This window comes from Tardiphaga robiniae, from assembly GCF_001618955.1.
Taxonomy (GTDB): domain Bacteria; phylum Pseudomonadota; class Alphaproteobacteria; order Rhizobiales; family Xanthobacteraceae; genus Tardiphaga; species Tardiphaga robiniae_A.
Genome location: NZ_LVYV01000001.1, coordinates 124649 through 145175 on the forward strand (window position 1 = coordinate 124649; position 20527 = coordinate 145175).

Annotated in this window: 17 protein-coding genes; 11 read left to right on the forward strand and 6 right to left on the reverse strand. The window is 62.2% G+C overall.

The features are described 5' to 3' along the window. Positions 1–112 precede the first annotated feature (112 nt). From A4A58_RS00645 to A4A58_RS00675, 7 genes are all read left to right on the forward strand, one after another. A complete protein-coding gene (locus tag A4A58_RS00645; protein ID WP_068728877.1) occupies positions 113–2803 on the forward strand; it encodes a DUF2339 domain-containing protein in 2691 nt (896 codons plus the stop codon). 143 nt (positions 2804–2946) lie between these two features. Then, a complete protein-coding gene (locus A4A58_RS00650) occupies positions 2947–4455 on the forward strand; it encodes a flavin-containing monooxygenase (protein WP_068728879.1) in 1509 nt (502 codons plus the stop codon). Positions 4456–4639: 184 nt separating this feature from the next. Further along, entirely contained in the window at positions 4640–6331 is a 1692-nt protein-coding gene (locus tag A4A58_RS00655; RefSeq protein WP_068728882.1) for a thiamine pyrophosphate-dependent enzyme, read from the forward strand. 197 nt (positions 6332–6528) lie between these two features. Further along, the gene (locus A4A58_RS00660) at positions 6529–7311 is read left to right on the forward strand and encodes an ABC transporter ATP-binding protein (RefSeq protein ID WP_068728885.1); all 783 of its coding nucleotides are present in this window, start codon (positions 6529–6531) and stop codon (positions 7309–7311) included. Next, complete coding sequence (locus A4A58_RS00665) at positions 7308–8165, forward strand: ABC transporter permease (RefSeq protein WP_068728887.1); 858 nt, start codon at positions 7308–7310, stop codon at positions 8163–8165. The genes A4A58_RS00660 and A4A58_RS00665 overlap by 4 nt, the downstream gene beginning before the upstream one ends. A gap of 32 nt (positions 8166–8197) precedes the next feature. After that, a complete protein-coding gene (locus A4A58_RS00670; RefSeq protein ID WP_068728888.1) occupies positions 8198–9166 on the forward strand; it encodes an ABC transporter substrate-binding protein in 969 nt (322 codons plus the stop codon). Between the two features lie 71 nt (positions 9167–9237). After that, positions 9238–10575 (forward strand): amidase, encoded by a 1338-nt coding sequence (locus A4A58_RS00675; protein ID WP_068728889.1) that lies wholly within the window; start codon positions 9238–9240, stop codon positions 10573–10575. Between the two features lie 45 nt (positions 10576–10620). On the opposite strand, the gene A4A58_RS00680 is transcribed toward A4A58_RS00675, so the two are convergent. Continuing rightward, positions 10621–11151, reverse strand: a complete 531-nt coding sequence (locus tag A4A58_RS00680) for a cupin domain-containing protein (RefSeq protein ID WP_068728890.1) — start codon at positions 11149–11151, stop codon at positions 10621–10623. A 165-nt stretch (positions 11152–11316) separates the two neighbouring features. On the opposite strand from A4A58_RS00680, the gene A4A58_RS00685 reads away from it, so the two are divergent. The 3 genes from A4A58_RS00685 to A4A58_RS00695 all read left to right on the forward strand — a co-directional run bounded on the left by A4A58_RS00685 (position 11317) and on the right by A4A58_RS00695 (position 12788). Continuing rightward, on the forward strand, positions 11317–11532 hold the full coding sequence (locus A4A58_RS00685; RefSeq protein ID WP_068728891.1) for a CsbD family protein: 216 nt from the start codon (positions 11317–11319) through the stop codon (positions 11530–11532). 238 nt (positions 11533–11770) lie between these two features. Further along, positions 11771–12568 carry a rhodanese-related sulfurtransferase gene (locus tag A4A58_RS00690; RefSeq protein WP_081421645.1) on the forward strand — a complete coding sequence of 266 codons (798 nt, stop codon included), beginning with the start codon at positions 11771–11773 and terminating at the stop codon, positions 12566–12568. Beyond that, entirely contained in the window at positions 12561–12788 is a 228-nt protein-coding gene (locus A4A58_RS00695) for a SlyX family protein (RefSeq protein ID WP_068728893.1), read from the forward strand. The genes A4A58_RS00690 and A4A58_RS00695 overlap by 8 nt, the downstream gene beginning before the upstream one ends. 182 nt (positions 12789–12970) lie before the next feature. Here A4A58_RS00695 and A4A58_RS00700 read toward each other — a convergent pair whose 3' ends face one another. Both A4A58_RS00700 and A4A58_RS00705 read right to left on the reverse strand, forming a co-directional pair. Further along, positions 12971–14509, reverse strand: coding sequence for a class I adenylate-forming enzyme family protein (locus A4A58_RS00700; RefSeq protein WP_068728894.1), 1539 nt, complete (start codon positions 14507–14509; stop codon positions 12971–12973). 221 nt (positions 14510–14730) lie between these two features. Next, entirely contained in the window at positions 14731–15336 is a 606-nt protein-coding gene (locus A4A58_RS00705; protein ID WP_068728895.1) for a nuclear transport factor 2 family protein, read from the reverse strand. Between the two features lie 83 nt (positions 15337–15419). Here A4A58_RS00705 and A4A58_RS00710 point away from each other — a divergent pair, with 83 nt between their 5' ends. Continuing rightward, positions 15420–17519 (forward strand): S9 family peptidase, encoded by a 2100-nt coding sequence (locus tag A4A58_RS00710; protein WP_068728898.1) that lies wholly within the window; start codon positions 15420–15422, stop codon positions 17517–17519. Positions 17520–17635: 116 nt separating this feature from the next. Here A4A58_RS00710 and hemC read toward each other — a convergent pair whose 3' ends face one another. The 3 genes from hemC to A4A58_RS00725 all read right to left on the reverse strand — a co-directional run bounded on the left by hemC (position 17636) and on the right by A4A58_RS00725 (position 20391). Further along, positions 17636–18619 (reverse strand): hydroxymethylbilane synthase, encoded by a 984-nt coding sequence (hemC, locus tag A4A58_RS00715; protein WP_192855872.1) that lies wholly within the window; start codon positions 18617–18619, stop codon positions 17636–17638. Between the two features lie 109 nt (positions 18620–18728). Then, complete coding sequence (mctP, locus tag A4A58_RS00720) at positions 18729–20216, reverse strand: monocarboxylate uptake permease MctP (RefSeq protein ID WP_068728900.1); 1488 nt, start codon at positions 20214–20216, stop codon at positions 18729–18731. Further along, complete coding sequence (locus A4A58_RS00725; RefSeq protein ID WP_068728902.1) at positions 20206–20391, reverse strand: DUF3311 domain-containing protein; 186 nt, start codon at positions 20389–20391, stop codon at positions 20206–20208. The genes mctP and A4A58_RS00725 overlap by 11 nt, the downstream gene beginning before the upstream one ends. Positions 20392–20527 lie beyond the last annotated feature (136 nt).

Genomic DNA, 20527 nt, shown 5'->3' on the forward strand with positions numbered 1-20527 from the left:
CGCAGCGCGTGAACTAAAGTTCTCCACGACAACACATAGAGTTGCCATGTCCCCGGACGTCGTTCCGGGGCATGATTGGCGCGCGTCCTGCTCTCTGAGAGTTTGATAGTCGATGTTCGATGATTTCGGTTTCGTCACGCTGGTGATTGCTATCGTTGCCTTCATCTTCGCGCGCAAGGCGCGCAATGAGGTGAAGGTGCTGCGCGCCCGACTCGACGCCTTCGAAGCGACACCGCATGTGGCTGCGACGACCGCCGCAGCAACACCGGACCTCACAGCGACCGCACCGGACATTGCATCCGCGCCTGCTCTCTCAGAGACATCGACCGAGGTAATCCGCGAGGCCGCACCCTCGATCCAGCCAGATGTCCCTGCTCACACTGCGCCCGAACCCGCCACGCCTGTGGAAGCCCCTGCGGCTGGCCCCGGCTTCGAGGAACGCATCGGCACGCGCTGGGTGGTCTGGGTCGGCGGCCTCACGCTGGCACTCGGCGGCTTCTTCATGGTCCGCTATTCCATTGAGGCTGGACTGCTCGGCCCGGAAGTGCGCGTGCTGCTCGGCGGGTTGTTCGCGCTGGCGCTACTTGGGGTCGGCGAGTTCGCGCGCCGCAAGGAAAGCCTCTCGGCAATCGCACCGCTGCCTATCGCCAATATTCCGGCGATCCTCACCGCCGCCGGCACGGCGGTGGCCTTTGCCACCGTCTACGCCGCCTATGCGCTATACGACTTCCTGGTCCCCGCCACGGCCTTCATCCTGCTCGGCATCGTCGCCATGTGCACCATGGCCGCGGCATTGTTACACGGCCCGGCGCTCGCGGGCCTCGGCATCGCAGCCGCTTTCGTTACGCCGGTGCTAGTATCCTCCGGCAAGCCGGATTACTGGGCGCTGTATATCTATCTCGCCATCGTCATGGCGGCCGCCTTCAGTCTCGCGCGTATCCGGCTGTGGCGCTGGCTGGCGCTGACCACCATCACCTTCGCAACGCTATGGACCCTGCCAGGCCTCGACGCCGGCACGCCGTCCCTCGCGCCGCACGCCTTCCATGTGCTCGCAGGTTTCATCCTGGCCTCGCTACTGGTCGTCTGCGGCTTCCTGTATGGTCCGCCGGCCCAAGATGGCCGCATCGAAGGCATCTCATCGGGCGCACTCAGTGCGAGCCTGCTCAGCGCGACGCTGGTCGTACTTTCCAGTTTTCATGCTGACATCGCCATGGTGACCTTCGCTCTCATCGTCGCCGGCACGCTGTTCGTCGCGTGGTATGCCCAAGCGGCCACCGCGGCTGTTGCCGTGGCCGCAGGCTTCGTCGCCGTCGTATTTCTGGAACGGGCCATCCAGGGCAATCTCGACATGCTGGTGCTGCCCGGCGGGCCGCTGGCGGGGATCGGCGCCAGCCCGGTGGAAAGCTCGGTGTCGCTGCATCTCGCATCCGCCGCGCTCTTCGCCATCGGCTTCGGCGTACTCGGCTTCCTCGCCCAGGGCCGCTCCGTCAGTGCCGTCATTCCGGTGATCTGGTCGGGCGCCGCGGTGTTCACGCCGCTGGCGCTGTTGATCGCGCTCTATGCCCGCATCGCGCATCTCGATCGCTCGATTCCCTTCGCCATTCTCGCCGTCATCATCGGCGCCGTTTTTGCCGTGGCCACCGAACTGCTCGGCAAGCGCGAGCCACGTCCGGGCCTCGCAATCTCCACCGCGCTGTTCGCCACTGGGACGCTCGGCGCGCTGGCACTGGGGCTGACCTTTGCACTGGAAAAAGGCTGGCTCACCATCGCGCTATCGCTGATGGCACTCGGCACCGCCTGGATCTCCATGCAGCGGCCGATCCCGTTCCTGCGCTGGCTCGCAGCCATCCTCGCCGGCATCGTCGTCGCCCGCATGGGCTGGGAACCCCGCGTGGTCGGCGATCTCGTCGGCACCACGCCGATTTTCAACTGGCTGCTGTGGGGCTATGGCGTGCCGGCAGCCTCGTTCTGGGCTGCCAGCATCCTGATGCGCCGACGCGGCGATGACGCGCCGCTGCGCATGGTGGAATCCGCTGCCATCCTGTTTACGGTACTGCTGGCCTTCATGGAGATCCGCCACTTCGTGAATGGCGGCAATGTCTATCGCTCGTCGTCGGATCTCACCGAAGTCGCGCTGCAGGTCTGCGTCGCGCTGGCCATGGCGATCGGGCTAGAGCGCCTGTGGGAGCGGAGCCGCAGCATCGTGCACAGCGTCAGTGCCGGGCTGCTGACATTGTTCGCCGGCATCGCAAGCTTCGGAGGATTGCTGTTCCTCACCAATCCCGGCATCTGGCACATCGATGTGGGTGGGATGGTCATCAACCTGCTGCTGCTCGGCTATGCCCTGCCCGCAGTGCTCGCTTTGCTGCTGTCCTACGCCGTCGCCGGCCGTCGCAAGCCGGCCTATGGCAACACCATCGCCGGTGGTGCGCTGGTGCTAGCCCTGATGTATGTGACACTGGAAATCCGCCGCATCTATCACGGTCCGATCTTCTACAACGCTTCAATCACCGACGCCGAGCAATATACGCTGTCGATCGCGTGGCTCGGCTTTGGCGTCGTGCTGCTCGGCATCGGCATCCTGTTCAACTCGCAGCGCGCACGCCTCGCCTCTGCCGTGGTGATTGCACTGACGATCCTCAAAGCGTTCCTGGTCGACATGTCGTCGCTCACCGGCGTCTATCGTGCGCTGTCCTTCATGTGCCTCGGCCTCGTGCTGGTGGCCATTGGCTGGCTGTATCAGCGCATCCTGTTCTCGAGACGCGCACAGCCACTCGCGGCGGCCCCTGCAGCAGAAAGCTGACGCCTCTCCAGCGCAATTCCCACTTGCGCATTCCCTGTGATCGTTAATGATACCGATCGCGGCGATCCCCGGCCTTAGGCCGGGGATCGCCGCATAAAAGCATCCGCGCACCAAGCGCGAGAGCCAAAAAAGATCGGGAGCCCATGAACGTCCAGGGAAAGATCGCCACAGATCCATCCGTCGAAAGCGCCGCCGAGCATGTCGATGTCATCGTCGTCGGCGCTGGCATCTCCGGCATCGGCGCCGCCTATCATCTGACGAAGCAAAATCCAGATACGCGTTTTCTGATTTTGGAAACTCAGGATAGTTTTGGCGGCACCTGGCACACCCATCGCTATCCCGGCATCCGCTCCGACAGTGACCTGCACACCTTCGGCTATCGCTTCAAGCCATGGACCTCGGCGCCCATCGCCACCGCGGCAGAGATACTGCGCTATATGGGCGACGTCATCACGGAGAACGGCCTCGACGCGCATATCCGCTATCGGCACAAGATCCTCTCCGCCAACTGGTCGAATGACGACAAGCTCTGGACGCTGACTGTCGTCCGCCACGACACCGGCGAAACGCTGCTCTTCACCACGCGTTTTCTCTGGATGTGCCAAGGCTATTACAACCACAGTCAGGGCTACACGCCGCAATGGCCGGGCATGAACCGGTTCAAGGGCCGCATGGTACATCCACAGACCTGGCCGGAGGATCTCGACGTCACCGGCAAGAAAGTCGTGGTGATCGGCTCTGGCGCCACAGCGGCGACTCTGGTGCCGGCCATCGCCGACAAATGCGCCGAAGTCACCATGCTGCAGCGCTCGCCGACCTTCTTCATCACCGGCCGCAATGCCAACGCTCTGGCTGAGACGCTGCGCGAGCTGGATGTCGACGAAGAATGGGTCCACGAGATCGTCCGCCGCAAGATCCTGTTCGATCAGCAGGCCTTTACCAAGCGGACTAACAGTGAACCGGAGGTGGTGAAAGAGGAACTGCTCAAGGGAGTACAGACCTATCTCGGCAAGGACTACGACATCGCCACACATTTCACGCCGCGCTACCGGCCATGGCGGCAGCGTATCGCCTTCATTCCCGATGGCGACCTGTTCCAGAGCATCAAGGCCGGCAAGGCGAGTGTCGTCACCGATGAGATCGAGACCTTCACCGAACACGGCATCACGCTGAAATCAGGCAAGACGATCGACGCCGACGTCGTCGTCACCGCCACTGGCTTCAATCTCAACATGCTCGGCGATATCACCTTCTCCATCAATGACGCACCGCTGAATTTCTCGGATACCGTGACTTATCGCGGCATGATGTTCACCGGTGTGCCGAACATGGTGTGGATCTTCGGCTACCTGCGCGCCAGCTGGACATTGCGTGTCGACCTCGTCGCCGACTTCGTCTGCGGGTTGCTGAAACACATGGAGGAGACCGGCACAACCGTGGTGACGCCGATGCTGCGGCCGGAAGACAGCGACATGCCGCTGCTGCCCTGGATCGATCCCGAAGACTTCAACCCGGGCTATATCATGCGCGGGATGCACCTGTTGCCGAAGCGCGGCGACAAGCAGGAGTGGCAGCACAACCAGGACTACTGGAGCGACAAGAACCTGTTTCCGGCCATCGACTATGACGATCCGATCTTCAGATACGCGTAACAAACGTCCAACACATCGCGCATTTGTCCAAGCATTGCGCAAACTTAATTGACCATCATGAAACCGTTTCGCGGTTCAGTTATTGCCGCAATGCGGTCGATCGGTTCCCATGCCGGGATCGCCGAACACATTGCCGTCGTGCCCGCTTCACGGCGGAGAACCATTTCAGGAAATTGGAGCCCCCATGTCGAAAACTGTCGCGGATGAGATTGTCCATGTGCTTGAGACGATTGGCGTACAGCAAATTTTCGGCCTGATCGCCGACTCGCTTAATCCTTTGGCGGACTCAGTCCGGCGCAGCAAGATCGAATGGGTCGGGGTACGGCACGAGGAAGGCGCGGCGCTGGCCGCCGCAGGCCAGGCCAAGCTCACCGGCAAGCTCGGCGTCTGCGCTGGCTCCACAGGGCCCGGCAGCACGCATCTCGTCGCCGGCCTCTATGAGGCTGCGCGCGATCATGCCCCGGTGCTGGCGCTCTCTGGTGAAATGGCGCGAGCAGCAAAAGGCGTCGACTTTTTCCAGACCACCGAGCCGGACCTGCTGTTTCGCGACGTCACACTCTACACCCAGACCATCACCACCGCCGCGCAGGCGCCCGGCGTTATCCATCAGGCCATCTCCACCGCCTATGCAGGGCCTGGCGTCGCGCATCTGACGTTGCCTGTCGACGTGCTGTCGTCGAAAGCCGAAGGGGCGACAGCGAGTCTTGCCACGCTGGTGCCGCGCGGCGAGATCCTGCCGAATGATGCCGCCATACAGGAAGCCGCCCGCCGCATCGACGAGGCCGGCAGCGTAGTCATCATGTGCGGCCATGGCGCCATCGGCACGGCCGAATTGCTGCGTGCGCTCAGCGACAAGCTGAAGGCGCCACTGGTGCATTCGGTGCGCGGCAAGGAGATCATGGCGTTCGATGACGTCAGATGGATGGGCGGTCTCGGCATGATCGGCACCAAGGCCGTCTACAATGCCGTGCATGATTGCGACCTGCTGGTGATGGTCGGGACTGACTATCCCTATTCGAATTTCCTGCCGAAGAAGGGCAACGTGATCCAGATCGACGTGCGCGCCGAAGCACTGGGACGGCGCACGCCGACATCGCTCGGCGTGATCGGCTCGACGCGGCCAGCGCTGAAGATGCTGCTGGACAAGGTGCAGACCAAGACCGACGGCCAGTTCTTCGAGACGACCAGTCACGCCCGCAAGAGGTGGGATGAGATGCTCGACAAGCAGGCCGATCCCGCGCGCAGCAAGGACAAGATCCACCCGCAGGCCGTCGCGCGCATCGCCAGCGATCTGGCACGGCCCGATGCAATCTTCGTGTTCGACACCGGATTGAACACGCTGTGGTCGGCAAACTGGATCCGCCAGAACGGCACCCAGCGCATCATCGGCTCGTTCAACAATGCCGCGGTCGGCACCTCCGTCGGCCAGGGCAACGGCGTGCAGATCCTCGATCGCAGCAAGCAGGTGATCGTGCTCACCGGCGACGGCGGCTTCAACATGCTGATGGGCGAATTCATGACGGCTGTGCAGCACAAGCTGCCCATCAAGGTCATCGTCTATAACAACTCCGCCCTCGGCCTGATCACGCTGGAAGCCGAAAGCATCGGCCTGGCGCCCTTCCGCGAAGCCATCGAATTCCCCAATCCCGATTTCGCCGCACTGGCACGCGCCTGCGGCGCGCAGGGCTTTACGGCCAAGCAGCCGGGTGATCTGAAGAAGGCCATCGCCGACGCGCTGGCCTGTGACGGACCCGCCATCGTCGATTGCGTGGTCGCTGCCGACGAGCTCCCGAACCTGCCGCATGTGGACGCCGCCATGGTCGGCAATTACGCGCTGGCGAAGATCAAGGAAGCAGTGATGGCCGTAACGGGCTAACGCAAAGTGTTCGCCAAAAATACACTTCGCCACACCTGCTCAATTTATCGCCGAGAATAAATCCAGCCTGCCCAAAGCCGGGGCAGAACACTTCAAGCCTCAAGCTATCCGCAGAAAACCTGCGCGATTGCTTGAAGCTTTTTCGCGCCCAAGATGGCACGCAGCTTGCGTATGTGCGGTACCCAGGAAACCGCATCATGCCGCCGAAACAAATTCAGCTCACCGTCCAGAACATCAGCAAGTCGTTTGCCGGCAAGGGCGGCGACGTCAATGTGCTCGACGACCTCTCCTTCACCATCAACGAGCGCGATTTCGTCAGCATTATTGGCCCCAGCGGCTGCGGTAAGACAACCATCTTCAACATCATCGCCGGCCTGCTGGAGCCCGATGGCGGCACTATTACCTATCGCGGCAAGGAAATCGAAAGCCTGCGCGGCCGCGTCGGCTACATGATGCAGAAAGACCTGCTGTTTCCGTGGCGCACAGTGATGGGCAATGTGCTGCTCGGGCTGGAGACTCGCGGCGTCGACCAGAAGGAGGCCGAGGAGAAGGCGCGCGAGTATCTCAAGCAGTTCGGCCTCGCCGGCTTCGAGAACGCCTATCCCAAGACCCTGTCCGGCGGCATGCGCCAGCGCGTGGCGCTGATCCGTACGCTGATCATGGACCCCGACATCCTGCTGCTCGACGAGCCGTTCTCGGCGCTCGACTACCAGACGCGGCTCTATCTCGAAGGCGTGCTGAAAGACGCCGTCCAGACCTATAACAAGACCGTCATCCTCGTGACTCACGACATCGACGAGGCCGTCGCACTGTCGAAGCGCGTCGTGGTGCTCTCCGGCCGCCCGGCACGGGTGAAGGTCGTGCACGAGATCGATATCGAGGCAACGTCGCCCATCACCGCGCGCAACGACGTGAAATTCTCGACCTATTTCAAGACGCTTTGCGCCGAACTCGATATCCAGACGGAGACAACATCATGAGCCTCGTGATGTCCGGTACGTCCGCGCGCAAAAAAGCCGTTCCGCGCAAGTCCCGCAAGAAGCGCTCCACCTTCGATACCACGCTCGGCCGCGCGGTGTTGCAACTGCTCGGCGTCGCGATCTTCTTCGCGCTGTGGGAAGCCGGCGTGCATGCCGGTTATATCTCCGCCTTCCTGATGGGATCGCCCTCCGGCATCTTCGCCACGTTCTACAAACTGATCCTGAGCGGCGAACTGCTGTCGGATTCCTGGTACACGCTGTTCGAGGCCATTCTGGGCTTCATCATCGGCACCATCTTCGGATCGCTGTTCGGCCTGGCGCTATGGTACTCGGTGTTCGTCGCCAAACTGGTCGAGCCCTTCATCGTCGCCATCAATTCCGTGCCGAAGATCGCGCTCGCGCCCATCGTGGTGCTGTGGTTCGGCACCGGCCTGATCTCAAAGGTCGCACTCGCCGTTTCACTCACTGCACTGGTAGCGCTGATCGCCGCTTATCAGGCGGCCAAGGATGCCGACGTCGATCTGCAGTCGCTGATGATCTCCATGGGCGCCGACAAGCACCAGGTGTTCTGGAAGGCTGTAGTGCCATCCACACTGCCGTCGATCATCGCCACCTTCCGCATCAATATCGGTTTCGGCCTGGTCGGCGCCGTGGTCGGCGAATTCATCTCGTCGCAGCGCGGCCTCGGCCACATGATCTTCCTCGCCTCCAGCCTGTACGACCTCAACTCGGTCTGGGTCGGGCTGTTCACGCTGATGATCCTCGGCTTCGTGCTCTATTACGTCATCGACATCATCGAGCGTACCTCGCTGCCATGGAAGCAGGCGACCACCTCGCATCAGGTCCAGGTTTAATCCCTCCCTTTCCACCATAACGGAGACGTTCTATGTCGTTGTTGAAGCGTATCACCGGCGCAGTCGCGCTGGCTGGAGTCCTGCTCGCCACGCCAGCGATGGCGCAGAACAAGAAGGTGGTGTTGTCGCAGGCCTTCCAGTCGATGCTGTACCTGCCGCTCTATGTCGCCATTAACGAGGGCTTCTTCACCGCGCAGGGCCTCGACCTCACCAAGGAAACCGCAGGCTCGCCCACGGTCGCACTCTCGGCGGTCATCTCCGGCAGCGCACAGTTCTCGATCCATGGCCCGGAATGGACAGCCATTGCGGCCTCCAAGGGCGCGCCGGTCGGCATCATCGCCAATGTTGTCAACGGCGCCGCGGTGTGGATCGCCACCGCGCCGGATTTCAAGTTCACTGACGTCAAGAGCCTGAAGGGCCAGAAGGTGGTCGTTGGCACCATGCCGACCACCAGCACCTCGCTGTTCCTGAAGCTCCTGAAAGAGAACGGCATGGACGGCAAGACCGATGTGGAGATGATCCCCGTCGCGATCGGCAGCGAACCGGGCCCGTTTCTCGCCAAGCAGGCTGACGTCGCCGTGATGTATGAACCCGGCCTAGATCAGGTCGTCGCCAAGGGCATGAAGGTGGTCTACGGCTTCCCGAAGAGCTACGGCGCCTATGCGTTCTCGTCGGTGACGGCGCGCAACGATGTCAATCCGGATCTGGCACAGCGCGTCACCAACGGCATGGAAATGGCGATGCGTTTCATGAAGAAGGATCCGGCCAAGACTGTCACAATCGCGCAGAAGGAATTCCCGACGCTGGACCCGGCCGTGATCGAATCCGCCGTCAAGCGCATGCTGGCCGACGGCGTCTATCCGGACAGCGTCGATATTTCTGCACCCTCGCTGAAGATCTCCATGGACACCCAGATCGCGCTCGGCAATCTCGCGGCTCAGCCGGACTATGACAAGTTTGTGGTGAAGAAATACATCGAGCCTGCACTGGCGATGAAGTAATATCGAAGGCGCGCGGCCTAGCGGCTGCGCGCCTCTCTTGATCTCAGAAGAAACGTTCAGGACGACACCACATGACGAATGCAACCGCGCGCACCGCAACATCTGGCGCGGGGGTTCTGGACCTGCTCCGCCTCTTCAAGGGCAACACCTCTGCAGCGGACCATTACGCATCAGAGCGGCTCGCACAGGCCAAGGCTGCCGAGCCCATACTGAAGGCTTTTGAGGTCCTCCCCACCGACACTGTGCGCAAACCGGGGCCGCTCTCCGGCATTCCCGTCGCCATAAAGGACATCATCGCCACCACCGACATGCCGACAACCAACGGCTCGGCCGTCTATGCCGATCACGTTCCATCGGCCGATGCCTGGGTGGTCGAACGGTTGCGCAATCTCGGCGCCACCATCTTCGGAAAGACCGTCTCCACCGAATTCGCCTGGCGCCATCCCGGCCCGACCACCAATCCATGGAACAGCAAGCACACACCGGGCGGCTCGTCTTCGGGCTCGGCCGCCTCGGTCGCCGCCGGCATCGTGCCCCTGGCGCTGGGCACGCAGACGCTGGGCTCCATCATCCGTCCCGCTGCCTTCAACGGCGTCGTCGGCTTCAAGCCGAGCTTCGGCGCTATCCCCCGCAGCGGCGCGCACCACCTCAGCCAGTCGCTCGACCACATCGGCTTCTTCGCGCGCAAGGTCGATGACGTCGCCTATGCCCTGTCGCTGATCGCAGGCACCAGCGACAGCGACCTGCATGGCGCGCCGGTGCCGGGTTTCGAAATCTCCGTCGAGCGCGGCGTGTTACCGCTGCCGTCACCGCGTCTCGCCGTGGTGCGCTTTGCCAAATTCGCCAAGGCGGAGAGCGAGCAGCAGCAGGTGTTCGAAGCCTCCGTCGCGCGGCTGCGCGGCGCCGGCGCGATAATCGAAGAACTTGAACTGCCCGAACTGGATCGCAGCAACTGGGATGCGATCAACATCATTCTGGCCGCCGAAGGCGCGGTGATCTTCGGCGATCTCGTCGCGCGCTATCCTGACAAGACCAGCGATCACCTGAAGAAGCTGGTAGAGACCGGCAGTGCCATCAGCGCGGCAGCCTATCTCAAGGCCAAGGCGTTGCAGATGAAGCTGCGCACGGACTTCACCGCGCAGATGACGAATTACGATGCGGTGCTGACGCTGCCGGCCTATGGCGAAGCACCGGAAGGGCTGAGCTATACCGGCGATGCCGAATATTGCGCGCCATGGACCCTGATCGGCGTGCCCGCGCTGTCGCTGCCGGCCGGGTTCGGCAAGAACCATCTGCCACTCGGCCTGCAGGTGGTCGGCCCCTATCTGAACGACTTGCACACACTGCGTGTTGCGAAGTGGATCGAGAGCGCGCTGGCGTTCTCGCCGGGACTGCCCGAGATCAAATAGCAAAAAGCCCTCGCCCAATCTCAGGCGAGGGCCTCAGCTTGATGCTTACTTCTTCACCGCGCCATCGGGATGCGTGGGATCGACCCAGAGCACGGTCTCCGGCTTCTCAACCGGCTCGATGTCGATATTGATGGCGACCGCCTCGCCGTCGCTGCGCACCAGCACGCATTCCAGCACTTCGTCGGCACTCGCATTGATTTCCTGATGCGGCACGTAAGGCGGAACGAAGATGAAATCGCCAGGACCGGCCTCCGCGGTAAACTGCAGGCGATCGCCCCAGCGCATCCGAGCCTTGCCCTTCACCACATAGATGACGCTTTCGAGATGGCCGTGATGATGCGCACCGGTCTTGGCATCCGGCTGGATCGACACGGTGCCGGCCCAAAGTTTCTGCGCTCCGACGCGCGCGAAATTGATAGCCGCCGCACGGTCCATGCCTTTGGTCGATGGCACGTTGGTATCGAGGTTGTCGGCCGGAATGACGCGAATGCCGTCATGCTTCCAGCGATCCGGGTCATGATCGTGGTCGTGTGAATGATCATGCGGATGAGTGTGATCGTGGCCGTGACCGGACATTTCAATGCCTTCTTAGGTTCCGCGGAAATGATGCCCCATCGTGCGGCGTCACGTCCCCGGGAGTGAGGAACATTCAATTGAGCTGGCAATTGTCTCTGCGAAGCTCAAGCAGCGCGTATCGAGAATGGTCTCGGAACTGCGTCTGCAGCATGACAGGAGTATCCCATGGGTGCCACCGCAGACAAGATCAAGGGAACCGCAAACGAAGCCATCGGCAAGGCCAAGCAGGGCGTCGGTGAAGCCGTCGGGTCGGAGCGCCTGCAGGGCGAAGGCCTGATCCAGGAAGGCAAGGGCCATGCGCAGAAGGCCGTGGGCGATGCCAAACAGGCAGCCAAGGACGCTGTCGACAAGGCGTCAGACTTCGCGCAACGCAAGCTTTAGTTAATTTTAGCCGGCGGAGTTTTGACTCCCCGCCGGTCGCAGGTGACGCTGCAAAAGAAGCCGGTCCCAAGAGGGGCCGGCTTTTTTGCTGTCCGTCAGCGCGTTACGCCAACCCGCCCGGAATGACATAGGTCAATACCTGTGCAGGGGAGCATCCGGCCCAAAGCCCTGATGGCAACGATATTTCGGCCAGTTCCCGGACTTCCCCCTTGCTGGTCCGGCTGGTAAACCCCCCGCCATGTTCAAGGTCGCCGCCCTCTATCAATTCGCCGCGCTGCCGGATTTCCGGCAATTGCGCGAGCCGCTGCGCGCCTATTGCGCCAATCTCGGCATCAAAGGCTCGATCCTGCTGGCCGAGGAAGGCATCAACGGCACCATTGCCGGCACCGACGCTGCCATCGATGCGCTGGTGCGCGAACTCGAGACCGGTGTGATGTTCAGCGATCGGCTGAACCATCTCGAGCTGAAATTCTCCCGCGCCAGCCTGATGCCGTTCCTGCACATGAAGGTGCGGCTGAAGAAGGAGATCGTCACCCTCGGCGATCCCGAGACCGATCCGACCAAGACGGTTGGTACCTATGTGGATGCTGCCGACTGGAACGATCTGATCGCGGACGAGAACACGCTGGTGCTCGATACGCGCAATACGTTCGAAGTCGCGATGGGCACGTTCGAGGGCGCGGTCGATCCGGAGATCGCAAGCTTCGGCCAGTTCAAGGATTTCGTCGCGCGCACGCTCGATCCAACCAAGCATACGAAAATCGCAATGTTCTGCACCGGCGGAATCCGCTGCGAGAAAGCGAGTTCGTATCTGTTGTCGCGCGGCTTCGCTGACGTTTATCACCTCAAGGGTGGCATCCTGAAATATCTCGAGGAGATCCCTGAGGCCGAGAGCCGCTGGCGCGGCGAATGCTTCGTGTTCGACCAGCGCGTCGCGCTCGGTCATGGCCTCGTCGAAAGCCAGTCGATCAAGCCTGACCTGCCGATCAATTCGGAAGATTTTGCGATGCTGCGGGAGAGCGCATCCGATGAGTGAGACCGCAAAAGACCTGACAGGCTTGCGCGAACGTATCGACGCACTCGAAACTCGCGTCGCCTATCAGGACGATACGATCGAGACGCTGAATGCGACGATCACCGCCCAGTGGAAACAGATCGACATGCTGACGCGGCAGGTCGCCACGCTCGGCGAGCGGCTGCAGGAAGCCGAAAGCAACAGCGGTGCGCCGCGGAATGAACCGCCGCCGCATTATTGAGGCAGCCTCTTACTTCCCCTCTCCCCCAGCGCAGCGGAGCTGCGCGCAGTGGGAGAGGGTGGATCGAACACGCGGAGCGGGTTCGAGACGGGAGAGGGCCTGAGTACGCCGCGCCCCTCTCCCGGCACAGACTTCGTCCGCGCCACCCTCTCCCATAAGGGGGAGAGGGAAAGAAAGAAGCGCTAAGCCGACAAATCCGCCGCTAACTTACGATCCCTGAGCTCGCGCTTCAGCACCTTGCCGATGGCGCTGCGCGGCAACACATCGACCAGCACGACATCGTTGAGTCGCTGGAACTTGCCGACACGCTCATTCGTCCAAACCTTCAGCCCCGGCGCATCGACTGAGGCACCCGCCTTCATCACCACGAAGGCGACCGGTGTCTCACCCCACTCTTCCGACGGCATGGCCACGACAGCGGCTTCAAGCACGTCGTCGTGTTTCGTCAGCACGGCTTCGAGATCACTCGGATAGATGTTGAAACCGCCGGAAATGATCATGTCCTTCTTACGGTCCATCAGCTCCAGAAAGCCGTCTTCGTCAAAGCGCCCGACATCGCCAGTCCGCACATAGCGTTTGCCGGAGGCATCGTGCCAGAACGTCTCCGCGGTCTTGCCGGGCTGGTTGAGATAGCCCTGCATGATGACAGGCGAATGCCCGACGACTTCGCCGATTTCGCCCTGAGTTAGGAAATTGCCATCTTCGTCGATCAGGCGAATGTCGTGATCCGGTGCCGGCTGGCCGACCGTGTGCAGCTTGGTCGGGTGTTCATGCGCAAGCAACACGCAGGTGCCGCCGCCCTCAGTCATCCCGTAATATTCGGTCAGCCCGCCTGGCCAGCGTTTCAACACATCTGCCTTCAGCGCGCCGCCGAATGGTGCCGAGGTCGAGAACTTCATCACGAAAGACCTGAGATCGAAACTGTCGAAATCTTCAACGGCCATGATGCGGCGATACTGCACCGGCACCAGCATCGCGTGGGTCGCACGATGCTTCGCGCTCAGTTCAAGAAAGCCTCGCGCATCAAACTTCTTCATCAGCACCAGGGTGCCGCCACCGGCGAGTGTCGGATTGAAACAGACCAGCGTGGTGTTGGAATAGAGCGGCGTCGACAGCACGGTGACCGCATCCGGCCCGTAGCCGAGCGGATCGAGCTGGCCATATTGCCGCCAGCGCATCCAGCAGGTGTGGATGATGCCCTTCGGCGTACCGGTCGTGCCCGAGGAATAGATGATATTGAAGACCCACTCCGGATCGATCGTCACCGGCGCTGGCTTCGCACCTTCCAGCGCTAGCCATTGCGCAAACGGCTTGCCGGCCTTTCCGCCGTCGAGCGCGACGCGCTGGACCGACGGATCGATCGCTGCATCCGCAAAGGAGGCCACCGTCGCGTCATCCATGAACAGGATTTTTGCCGCTGCATCCTTCACCATTGCGGCGAAATCCGCGGGTGTCGATGACGGCGCCAGCGGAGCGACCGCCACACCGGCGCGCAGCGCGCCGAGGAAGACCGCAGCATATTCGATCGACGATAGCGCACAGATGGAGATCGCGTCGCGCGGCTTGAGGCCACTGGCTTGCAATGACGCGGCGATACGGTCGATCAGTGCGTCGAACGCGGCGTAGTCGATCTGGCGATCAGCGTCGATCACGGCGATCTTGGTCGGCTTGGACGCGGCGGTGTTACGGACCAGTGCATCGAGGGTGATGAAGTCGGGCATGTGTTTCCTTCCGTTTCTTCTTTGTTTAGTTGAATTCCGAAGCCGGCGGCCTTTCCCTCCCCCTTGTGGGGAGGGTGGCCGGCCGAAGGCCGGTCGGGTGGGGGTGCCCCCACACTCAGTTGTGTATGTGGCACCCCGCCCGTCACGCTTTCTCGCTGCGCTCGCAAGCGCGCCACCCTCCCCGCTGCGCGCAGCTTCGCTGCGCTTGAGGGAGGGAGAAGCTACCTGTCCAGCTTTTCGCCGTTCAGCCATTTCTTCCCGCTGGCATACAGCGCTTCGACTGCCGCGCCCCGCAGGCCGGGCATATCAGGCTTGATCTGATAGCCAATCTGGCTCTGCAGATAAGCGAGATGGCGATAGCCCTCAGGGAAGCTCGCGAGCAAATCCGCATCGAGCTTCAGAGGCGCGCCCGGCACCACCGGATCCATGCGATCCTTCTCGTAGATCGGCTGACGTAGCACCATGCCCCATTTGCCGTCGCGCTTTTCGAGAAAGTCGTAGAACCGTCCGGTGAGCATCACGTCGACATTGACGCCGTGCACCAGCGCGCGCTGGGCAATGGTCATCTTGGTCTGCGAAATTGCGCGGGTGCCTGCGAGATCGATCGACTGCGCGCCGAGGAAATGCATGATCGAGACGCCCTTGGCCCAGCCGGCCTTGCTCATGGCGATGAACTCGTCAGCCGTGCCCTGGGTCCAGGTGGCCACCATGCGGCCATCGTCAAACCAGACGGTGCGAAAGCGATCCCAGTCGCCGGCGTCGCGCCAGACCACCCAGTTTTCAATGAGATCGCGGATGGCAAGGCGGTCGATAATCTCTATATCCATGGAATATCCAATATGCGGGGCAGGCGCCGATGCGCGCGTGTGACGCAATCATATCCGATCAGGCTTCCGCGAAAAGAGCGTTCATGACAAAGCAGACATCCTCCATACCCGCGCCGGTTGCGCCGCGTCATCCGCATTCCTTCACGACCCACGGCATCACCGTGGCCGATGACTATGCCTGGCTGAAGGATGCCAAATGGCAGGAGGTGTTGCGCGACCCCAGCGTGCTGGAGCCGGAGATCCGCACCTATCTCAACGCCGAGAACGCCTATACCGACAGCCTGCTCGGCGGCACGTCGGCGCTGCAGGCAAGGCTGGTCGCGGAAATGCGCGGCCGCATCAAGGAGGACGATTCCAGCGTCCCGTCGCCGGATGGCCCCTATGCTTATTTGCGGAAATTCCGCGAGGGCGGCCAGCACGAATTGTTCGGCCGCATGCCGCGGAATGGCGGCGAGGCCACCATCATTCTCGACGGCGACAAGCTCGCGGCCAACCACAAATATTTCAAGTTCGGCGGCGCCCGCCATTCCCCCGACCACGCGCTGGAAGCCTGGAGCGCCGACGTCAAGGGCTCGGAATATTTCACCATCCGCGTGCGTGACTGGGCCACCGGCAACGATCTCGACGACGTGGTCGAGGAGACCGATGGCGGCGTGGTGTGGACACTTGACTGCAAGGCTTTCTTCTATGTGAAGCTCGACGACAACCATCGCCCGATGCAGGTCTGGCTGCACAGGCTCGGCACCAGGCAGGCAGATGACAGGCTCATCTTCGAGGAGCAGGATTCCGGCTGGTTCACCCATATCCATGAAAGCGCCAGCGGCCGCTTTTGCGTCATCGCCGGCGGCGATCATGAGACCTCCGAACAGCAGTTGATTGATCTGGCCACGCCTGATGCGCCGCCGCGCCTCGTGGCGAAGCGCGAAGACGGCGTGCAATATTCGCTGGCCGATCGCGGCGACGAGCTGTTCATCCTGACCAATGCCGATGGCGCCATCGACTTCAAGATCGTCACCGCACCGCTGGCGTCGCCCGCGCGCGCCAACTGGAAGGACCTGATCGCCTATCGTGAAGGCATCTATGTCCTCGACATGGATCTCACTGCCGGCCATCTCGTCCGTCTGGAGCGCGCCAATGCGCTGCCGTCGATTGTGATTCGGGATTTCACCACCAAAGACGAACACGCCATCGCCTTCGACGAAGCCGCCTATTCGCTCGACACCATGGGTGGCTACGAATTCGACACGACCACGCTGAGGTTTGCCTATTCGTCGATGACGACGCCGTCGGAAGTCTATGACTACGACATGGCAACGCGCGAACGGACGTTGCGCAAGCGCCAGGAGATTCCGTCGGGCCACAATCCCGCCGACTATGTCACCACGCGCATCATGGCCAGAGCGCATGACGGCGCCGAGGTGCCGGTGTCGATCCTGCATCGCAAAGACCTCAAGCATGACGGCCAGGCTCCGCTGCTGCTCTATGGCTATGGTTCCTACGGCATGGCAATGCCGGCGTCGTTCTCCGCCAATCGGCTGTCGCTGGTCGATCGCGGCTTCGTCTATGCCATCGCGCATATCCGCGGCGGCGCCGACAAGGGCTGGGGCTGGTATCTCGACGGCAAGCGCGACAAGAAGACGAACTCGTTCGACGATTTCGCCGCAGCTGCACGCGCATTGATCGGCGCGAAATATACGTCCGAGAAAAAGATTGTGGGCCATGGCGGCAGCGCCGGTGGCATGCTGATGGGCGCCGTCGCCAATCGCTCCGGCGAGCTGTTCTCGGGCATTGTCGCCGAAGTACCGTTCGTCGATGTGCTCAACACCATGCTCGACGACACCCTGCCGTTGACGCCGCCCGAATGGCCCGAATGGGGCAACCCGATCGAGAGCGCCGACGATTTCAAGACGATCCTGTCCTACTCGCCTTACGATCAGGTGGTGGCCAAGGACTATCCGAAGATCCTGGCCATGGGCGGCCTCACCGATCCCCGCGTCACCTATTGGGAGCCGGCGAAATGGATCGCACGGCTGCGCGCGACGATGACGGGTGGAGGCCCGGTGCTGTTACGCACCAACATGGGCGCCGGCCACGGCGGCGCGTCCGGGCGTTTCAACCGGCTGGATGAGATCGCGATCGTCTATGCGTTTGCACTGTGGTCGGTGGGGATGGCGGAGGGGTAGTTGCCACACACTCCGTCATGGCCGGGCCTGACCCGGCCATCCAACTTCACTGTCGTACATCAAAAGATGGATGCCCGGGACAAGCCCGGCCATGACGTGAATAGGTTCGCGGTTGACTACTCCGCTGGCCGATTGGCCTCGATCAGCGCACCGGCGCCCTTGTCCAGCAGCTCCAGCCCGACAGCGCGCCCCAGCTCGCGCGGACGATCCGCTGGCCCTATGCGCGTCACCTCGATGAATTGCCCGCCGGCTTCATCCAGCACCGATGCGGTCAGTGACATCTCACCACCCGAGATCACCGAATAGCCGGCGATCGGCGAATTGCAGTGGCCGTTCAGCACCCAAAGCACCTCGCGCTCGGCATCGCAGGACAGATGTGCCGCAGGGTCGTCGATCAGTGACAGATGACGCCGCGAGGCCCAATCATGCGCCGCGCATTCGACAGCGACGATGCCCTGCCCCACGGCCGGCAACATTTCCTGCGGCGTGAAATCACGTGCGATGCGGCTCGCCAATCCAACACGCTCGAGACCCGAGCGCGCCATGATCAGCGCGTCGGCGGGACCGACCTCGCCGCCGTCAGGCAGCCGCTGCATCTCGCCATTGTCGAGTTTGCGCACGCGCGTGTCGGCAGCGCCACGGAAGTGGATCACCTCGATCTCGGGAAACAGCCGGCGGATATAGGCGGCACGGCGTACGGCATTGGTGCCGATCTTGAAGCCCTTGCCATGCGTGCGCTTGAGGTCGTCGAGGCTGACGCCTTCGCGCAGCACCAGCGCATCGGTCGGCGGATCGCGCACCAGCGTGGCGCCGATCACGAGACCCGGCGTGTCTTCATTGCCGGGCATGTCCTTCAGTGAATGCATCGCCGCATGCAGCGCTCCCTTGAGCACGGCCGCGCGAATTTCGCCGACGAAAGCGCCGCCCTTGCCGCCATGCTTCAGGAGATTGCTGGTCTGGTCGCGGTCGCCGACCGGCTCGAATTTCACGATCTCGACGGCCAGTTCCGGCGCGACCACCGCCAGCCGGCGCGCGATCTCTTCGGTCTGGGCCAGCGCCATGGTGCTTTTGCGCGTGCCGATGCGCATCGATTCAGTCACTCAGGCAAGCTCCATCCGGCGGTCCCGCACAGGGTGGCGGGCGTTCGCGCGGACAATAAAGCCAGCGCGCGCCGGAAACAATGCGCGCGCGGGCTTTACGGGGAGGCCTTTAAGTGCTCACCGCCTCGGCCGTTGCCACCGGCTTCGGCACCACGAGATTGACCAGCATTGCGACCGCGATATTAACGACGAGCGCGATCAGGCCGACATAGACCGTCGCCTGGAAGCTGCCGATCGACAGCAAGTGCAGCGGCTTGAGGCCGTCCGTCCAGGCCAGATATGTGCCGCCGAACAGGCCGACCACCCATCCGGCCAGCAATGCCGGCGCGGTGAACCAGCGGGTGAACAGGCCGAAGATCAAGGCCGGCAGCGTCTGCAGAATCCACAAGCCTCCGAGAAGCTGCAGGTCGAGCGCGAACTGCGTCGGCAGATAGATGATCACCAGCAGCGCACCGACCTTCACCACCAGCGACGCGATCTTGGCCACCGCGGCTTCGCCCGCCGTATCGACTTGCGGGTTAACATAGGCCTTCCAGAAATTACGGGTGAAGAGATTGGCAGCACCGATGCTCATCACGGCCGCAGGGACCAGCGCGCCGATGGCGATCGCCGCAAAAGCGAAGCCAGCGAACCAACTCGGAAACAGCGTCTGGAACAGCGCCGGCACCACGTCATTGTTGCTGGCAAGCTTCAACTTGGCAGCGTGACCCATATAGCCGAGCAGCGCCAGCAGGCCGAGCATCAGCGTATAGGCCGGCAACAGCACCGCATTCTTGCGGATCGTCGTGGCGCTTTTGCTGGCGAAGATGCCGGTCAGCGTGTGCGGATACATGAAGGCCGCGAGCGCCGAACCAAGTGCCAGTGTGGCGTAAGCGACATACTGGCTGGGCTGCAGCAGGATGCTGCCGGAGCCCTTGGCCTTGAACGCCTCGTCTGCCGCATTGAACACATTGGCATAGCCCCCCAGTTTGCCGGGGATGACCGAGATCGCCGCGATAACGGCGATGTAGATCATGATGTCCTTGACGAAGGCGATCAGCGCCGGCGCGCGCAGACCCGACGAATAGGTATAAAGCGCGAGCACGACGAACGCCGCGATCAGCGGAAGTTCACCTTCGAAGCCGAGCGCCTTCACCGCGGTGGCCATGCCGATCAGCTGCAGCGCGATATAGGGCATGGTGGCGACGACACCGGTGATGGCGACTGCTGCTTCCAGCATGCGCGAACCATAGCGGCCATGCACAACGTCGGCGGCAGTGACATGACCGTTGTCCTTGGCGACCTGCCACAGCCTCGGCATCACCATGAACACGATGGGATAGACCAAGATCGTATAAGGCAGCGCGAAGAAGCCATAGGCACCCACCGAATAGACCAGTGCCGGCACGGCAATCACCGTATAGGCGGTATAGAAATCGCCGCCGACCAGAAACCAGGTGATCCAGGTGCCGAACTGGCGGCCAACAAGGCCCCATTCGTCGAGACTGGCCAGCGTTTTCGGGCGGCGCCACTTCGAGGCGACGAAGCCCATCACGGTGACGAGCGCGAAGAAAAACAGAAACACCGCAACGGCGGGAATATCGAGCTCAGTCTTCATTGGGGTAAGTCCGGTAAGCGAGCCAGGTCAGAAAGGCGGTCGCCGGCACCCAGGCGAGCTGGTACCAGTAGAAGAACGGAAAGCCGAACAGCACCGGATCGTGAAAGTTGTAGAACGGGACCCAGAGCAGGCCGACGAAGGGGATCAGCAGAAGCCATAAGAAATGGCGGCCCATGGCGGGCTCCTCTCGATAGGCGGGCAGCGCCAGATGCCACGGTTATTTTACGGCGCAGAATTTTGCGCTGTGTAGGTGCGACATTCTGTCATGTAAACACGATGCTGCCGCAGGGCTGCCATTCGCGAGGCGGGCA

Coding starts and splice junctions, on each gene's coding strand:
- A4A58_RS00645 (WP_068728877.1), top strand. CDS start 113: ATGTTCGATGATTTCGGTTTCGTCACGCTGGTGATTGCTATCGTTGCC.
- A4A58_RS00685 (WP_068728891.1), top strand. CDS start 11,317: ATGGGTGCCACCGCAGACAAGATCAAGGGAACCGCAAACGAAGCCATC.
- A4A58_RS00655 (WP_068728882.1), top strand. CDS start 4,640: ATGTCGAAAACTGTCGCGGATGAGATTGTCCATGTGCTTGAGACGATT.
- A4A58_RS00660 (WP_068728885.1), top strand. CDS start 6,529: ATGCCGCCGAAACAAATTCAGCTCACCGTCCAGAACATCAGCAAGTCG.
- A4A58_RS00710 (WP_068728898.1), top strand. CDS start 15,420: ATGACAAAGCAGACATCCTCCATACCCGCGCCGGTTGCGCCGCGTCAT.
- A4A58_RS00695 (WP_068728893.1), top strand. CDS start 12,561: ATGAGTGAGACCGCAAAAGACCTGACAGGCTTGCGCGAACGTATCGAC.
- A4A58_RS00680 (WP_068728890.1), bottom strand. CDS start 11,151: ATGTCCGGTCACGGCCACGATCACACTCATCCGCATGATCATTCACAC.
- A4A58_RS00725 (WP_068728902.1), bottom strand. CDS start 20,391: ATGGGCCGCCATTTCTTATGGCTTCTGCTGATCCCCTTCGTCGGCCTG.
- A4A58_RS00690 (WP_081421645.1), top strand. CDS start 11,771: ATGTTCAAGGTCGCCGCCCTCTATCAATTCGCCGCGCTGCCGGATTTC.
- A4A58_RS00700 (WP_068728894.1), bottom strand. CDS start 14,509: ATGCCCGACTTCATCACCCTCGATGCACTGGTCCGTAACACCGCCGCG.
- A4A58_RS00650 (WP_068728879.1), top strand. CDS start 2,947: ATGAACGTCCAGGGAAAGATCGCCACAGATCCATCCGTCGAAAGCGCC.
- A4A58_RS00670 (WP_068728888.1), top strand. CDS start 8,198: ATGTCGTTGTTGAAGCGTATCACCGGCGCAGTCGCGCTGGCTGGAGTC.
- A4A58_RS00705 (WP_068728895.1), bottom strand. CDS start 15,336: ATGGATATAGAGATTATCGACCGCCTTGCCATCCGCGATCTCATTGAA.
- A4A58_RS00665 (WP_068728887.1), top strand. CDS start 7,308: ATGAGCCTCGTGATGTCCGGTACGTCCGCGCGCAAAAAAGCCGTTCCG.
- mctP (WP_068728900.1), bottom strand. CDS start 20,216: ATGAAGACTGAGCTCGATATTCCCGCCGTTGCGGTGTTTCTGTTTTTC.
- A4A58_RS00675 (WP_068728889.1), top strand. CDS start 9,238: ATGACGAATGCAACCGCGCGCACCGCAACATCTGGCGCGGGGGTTCTG.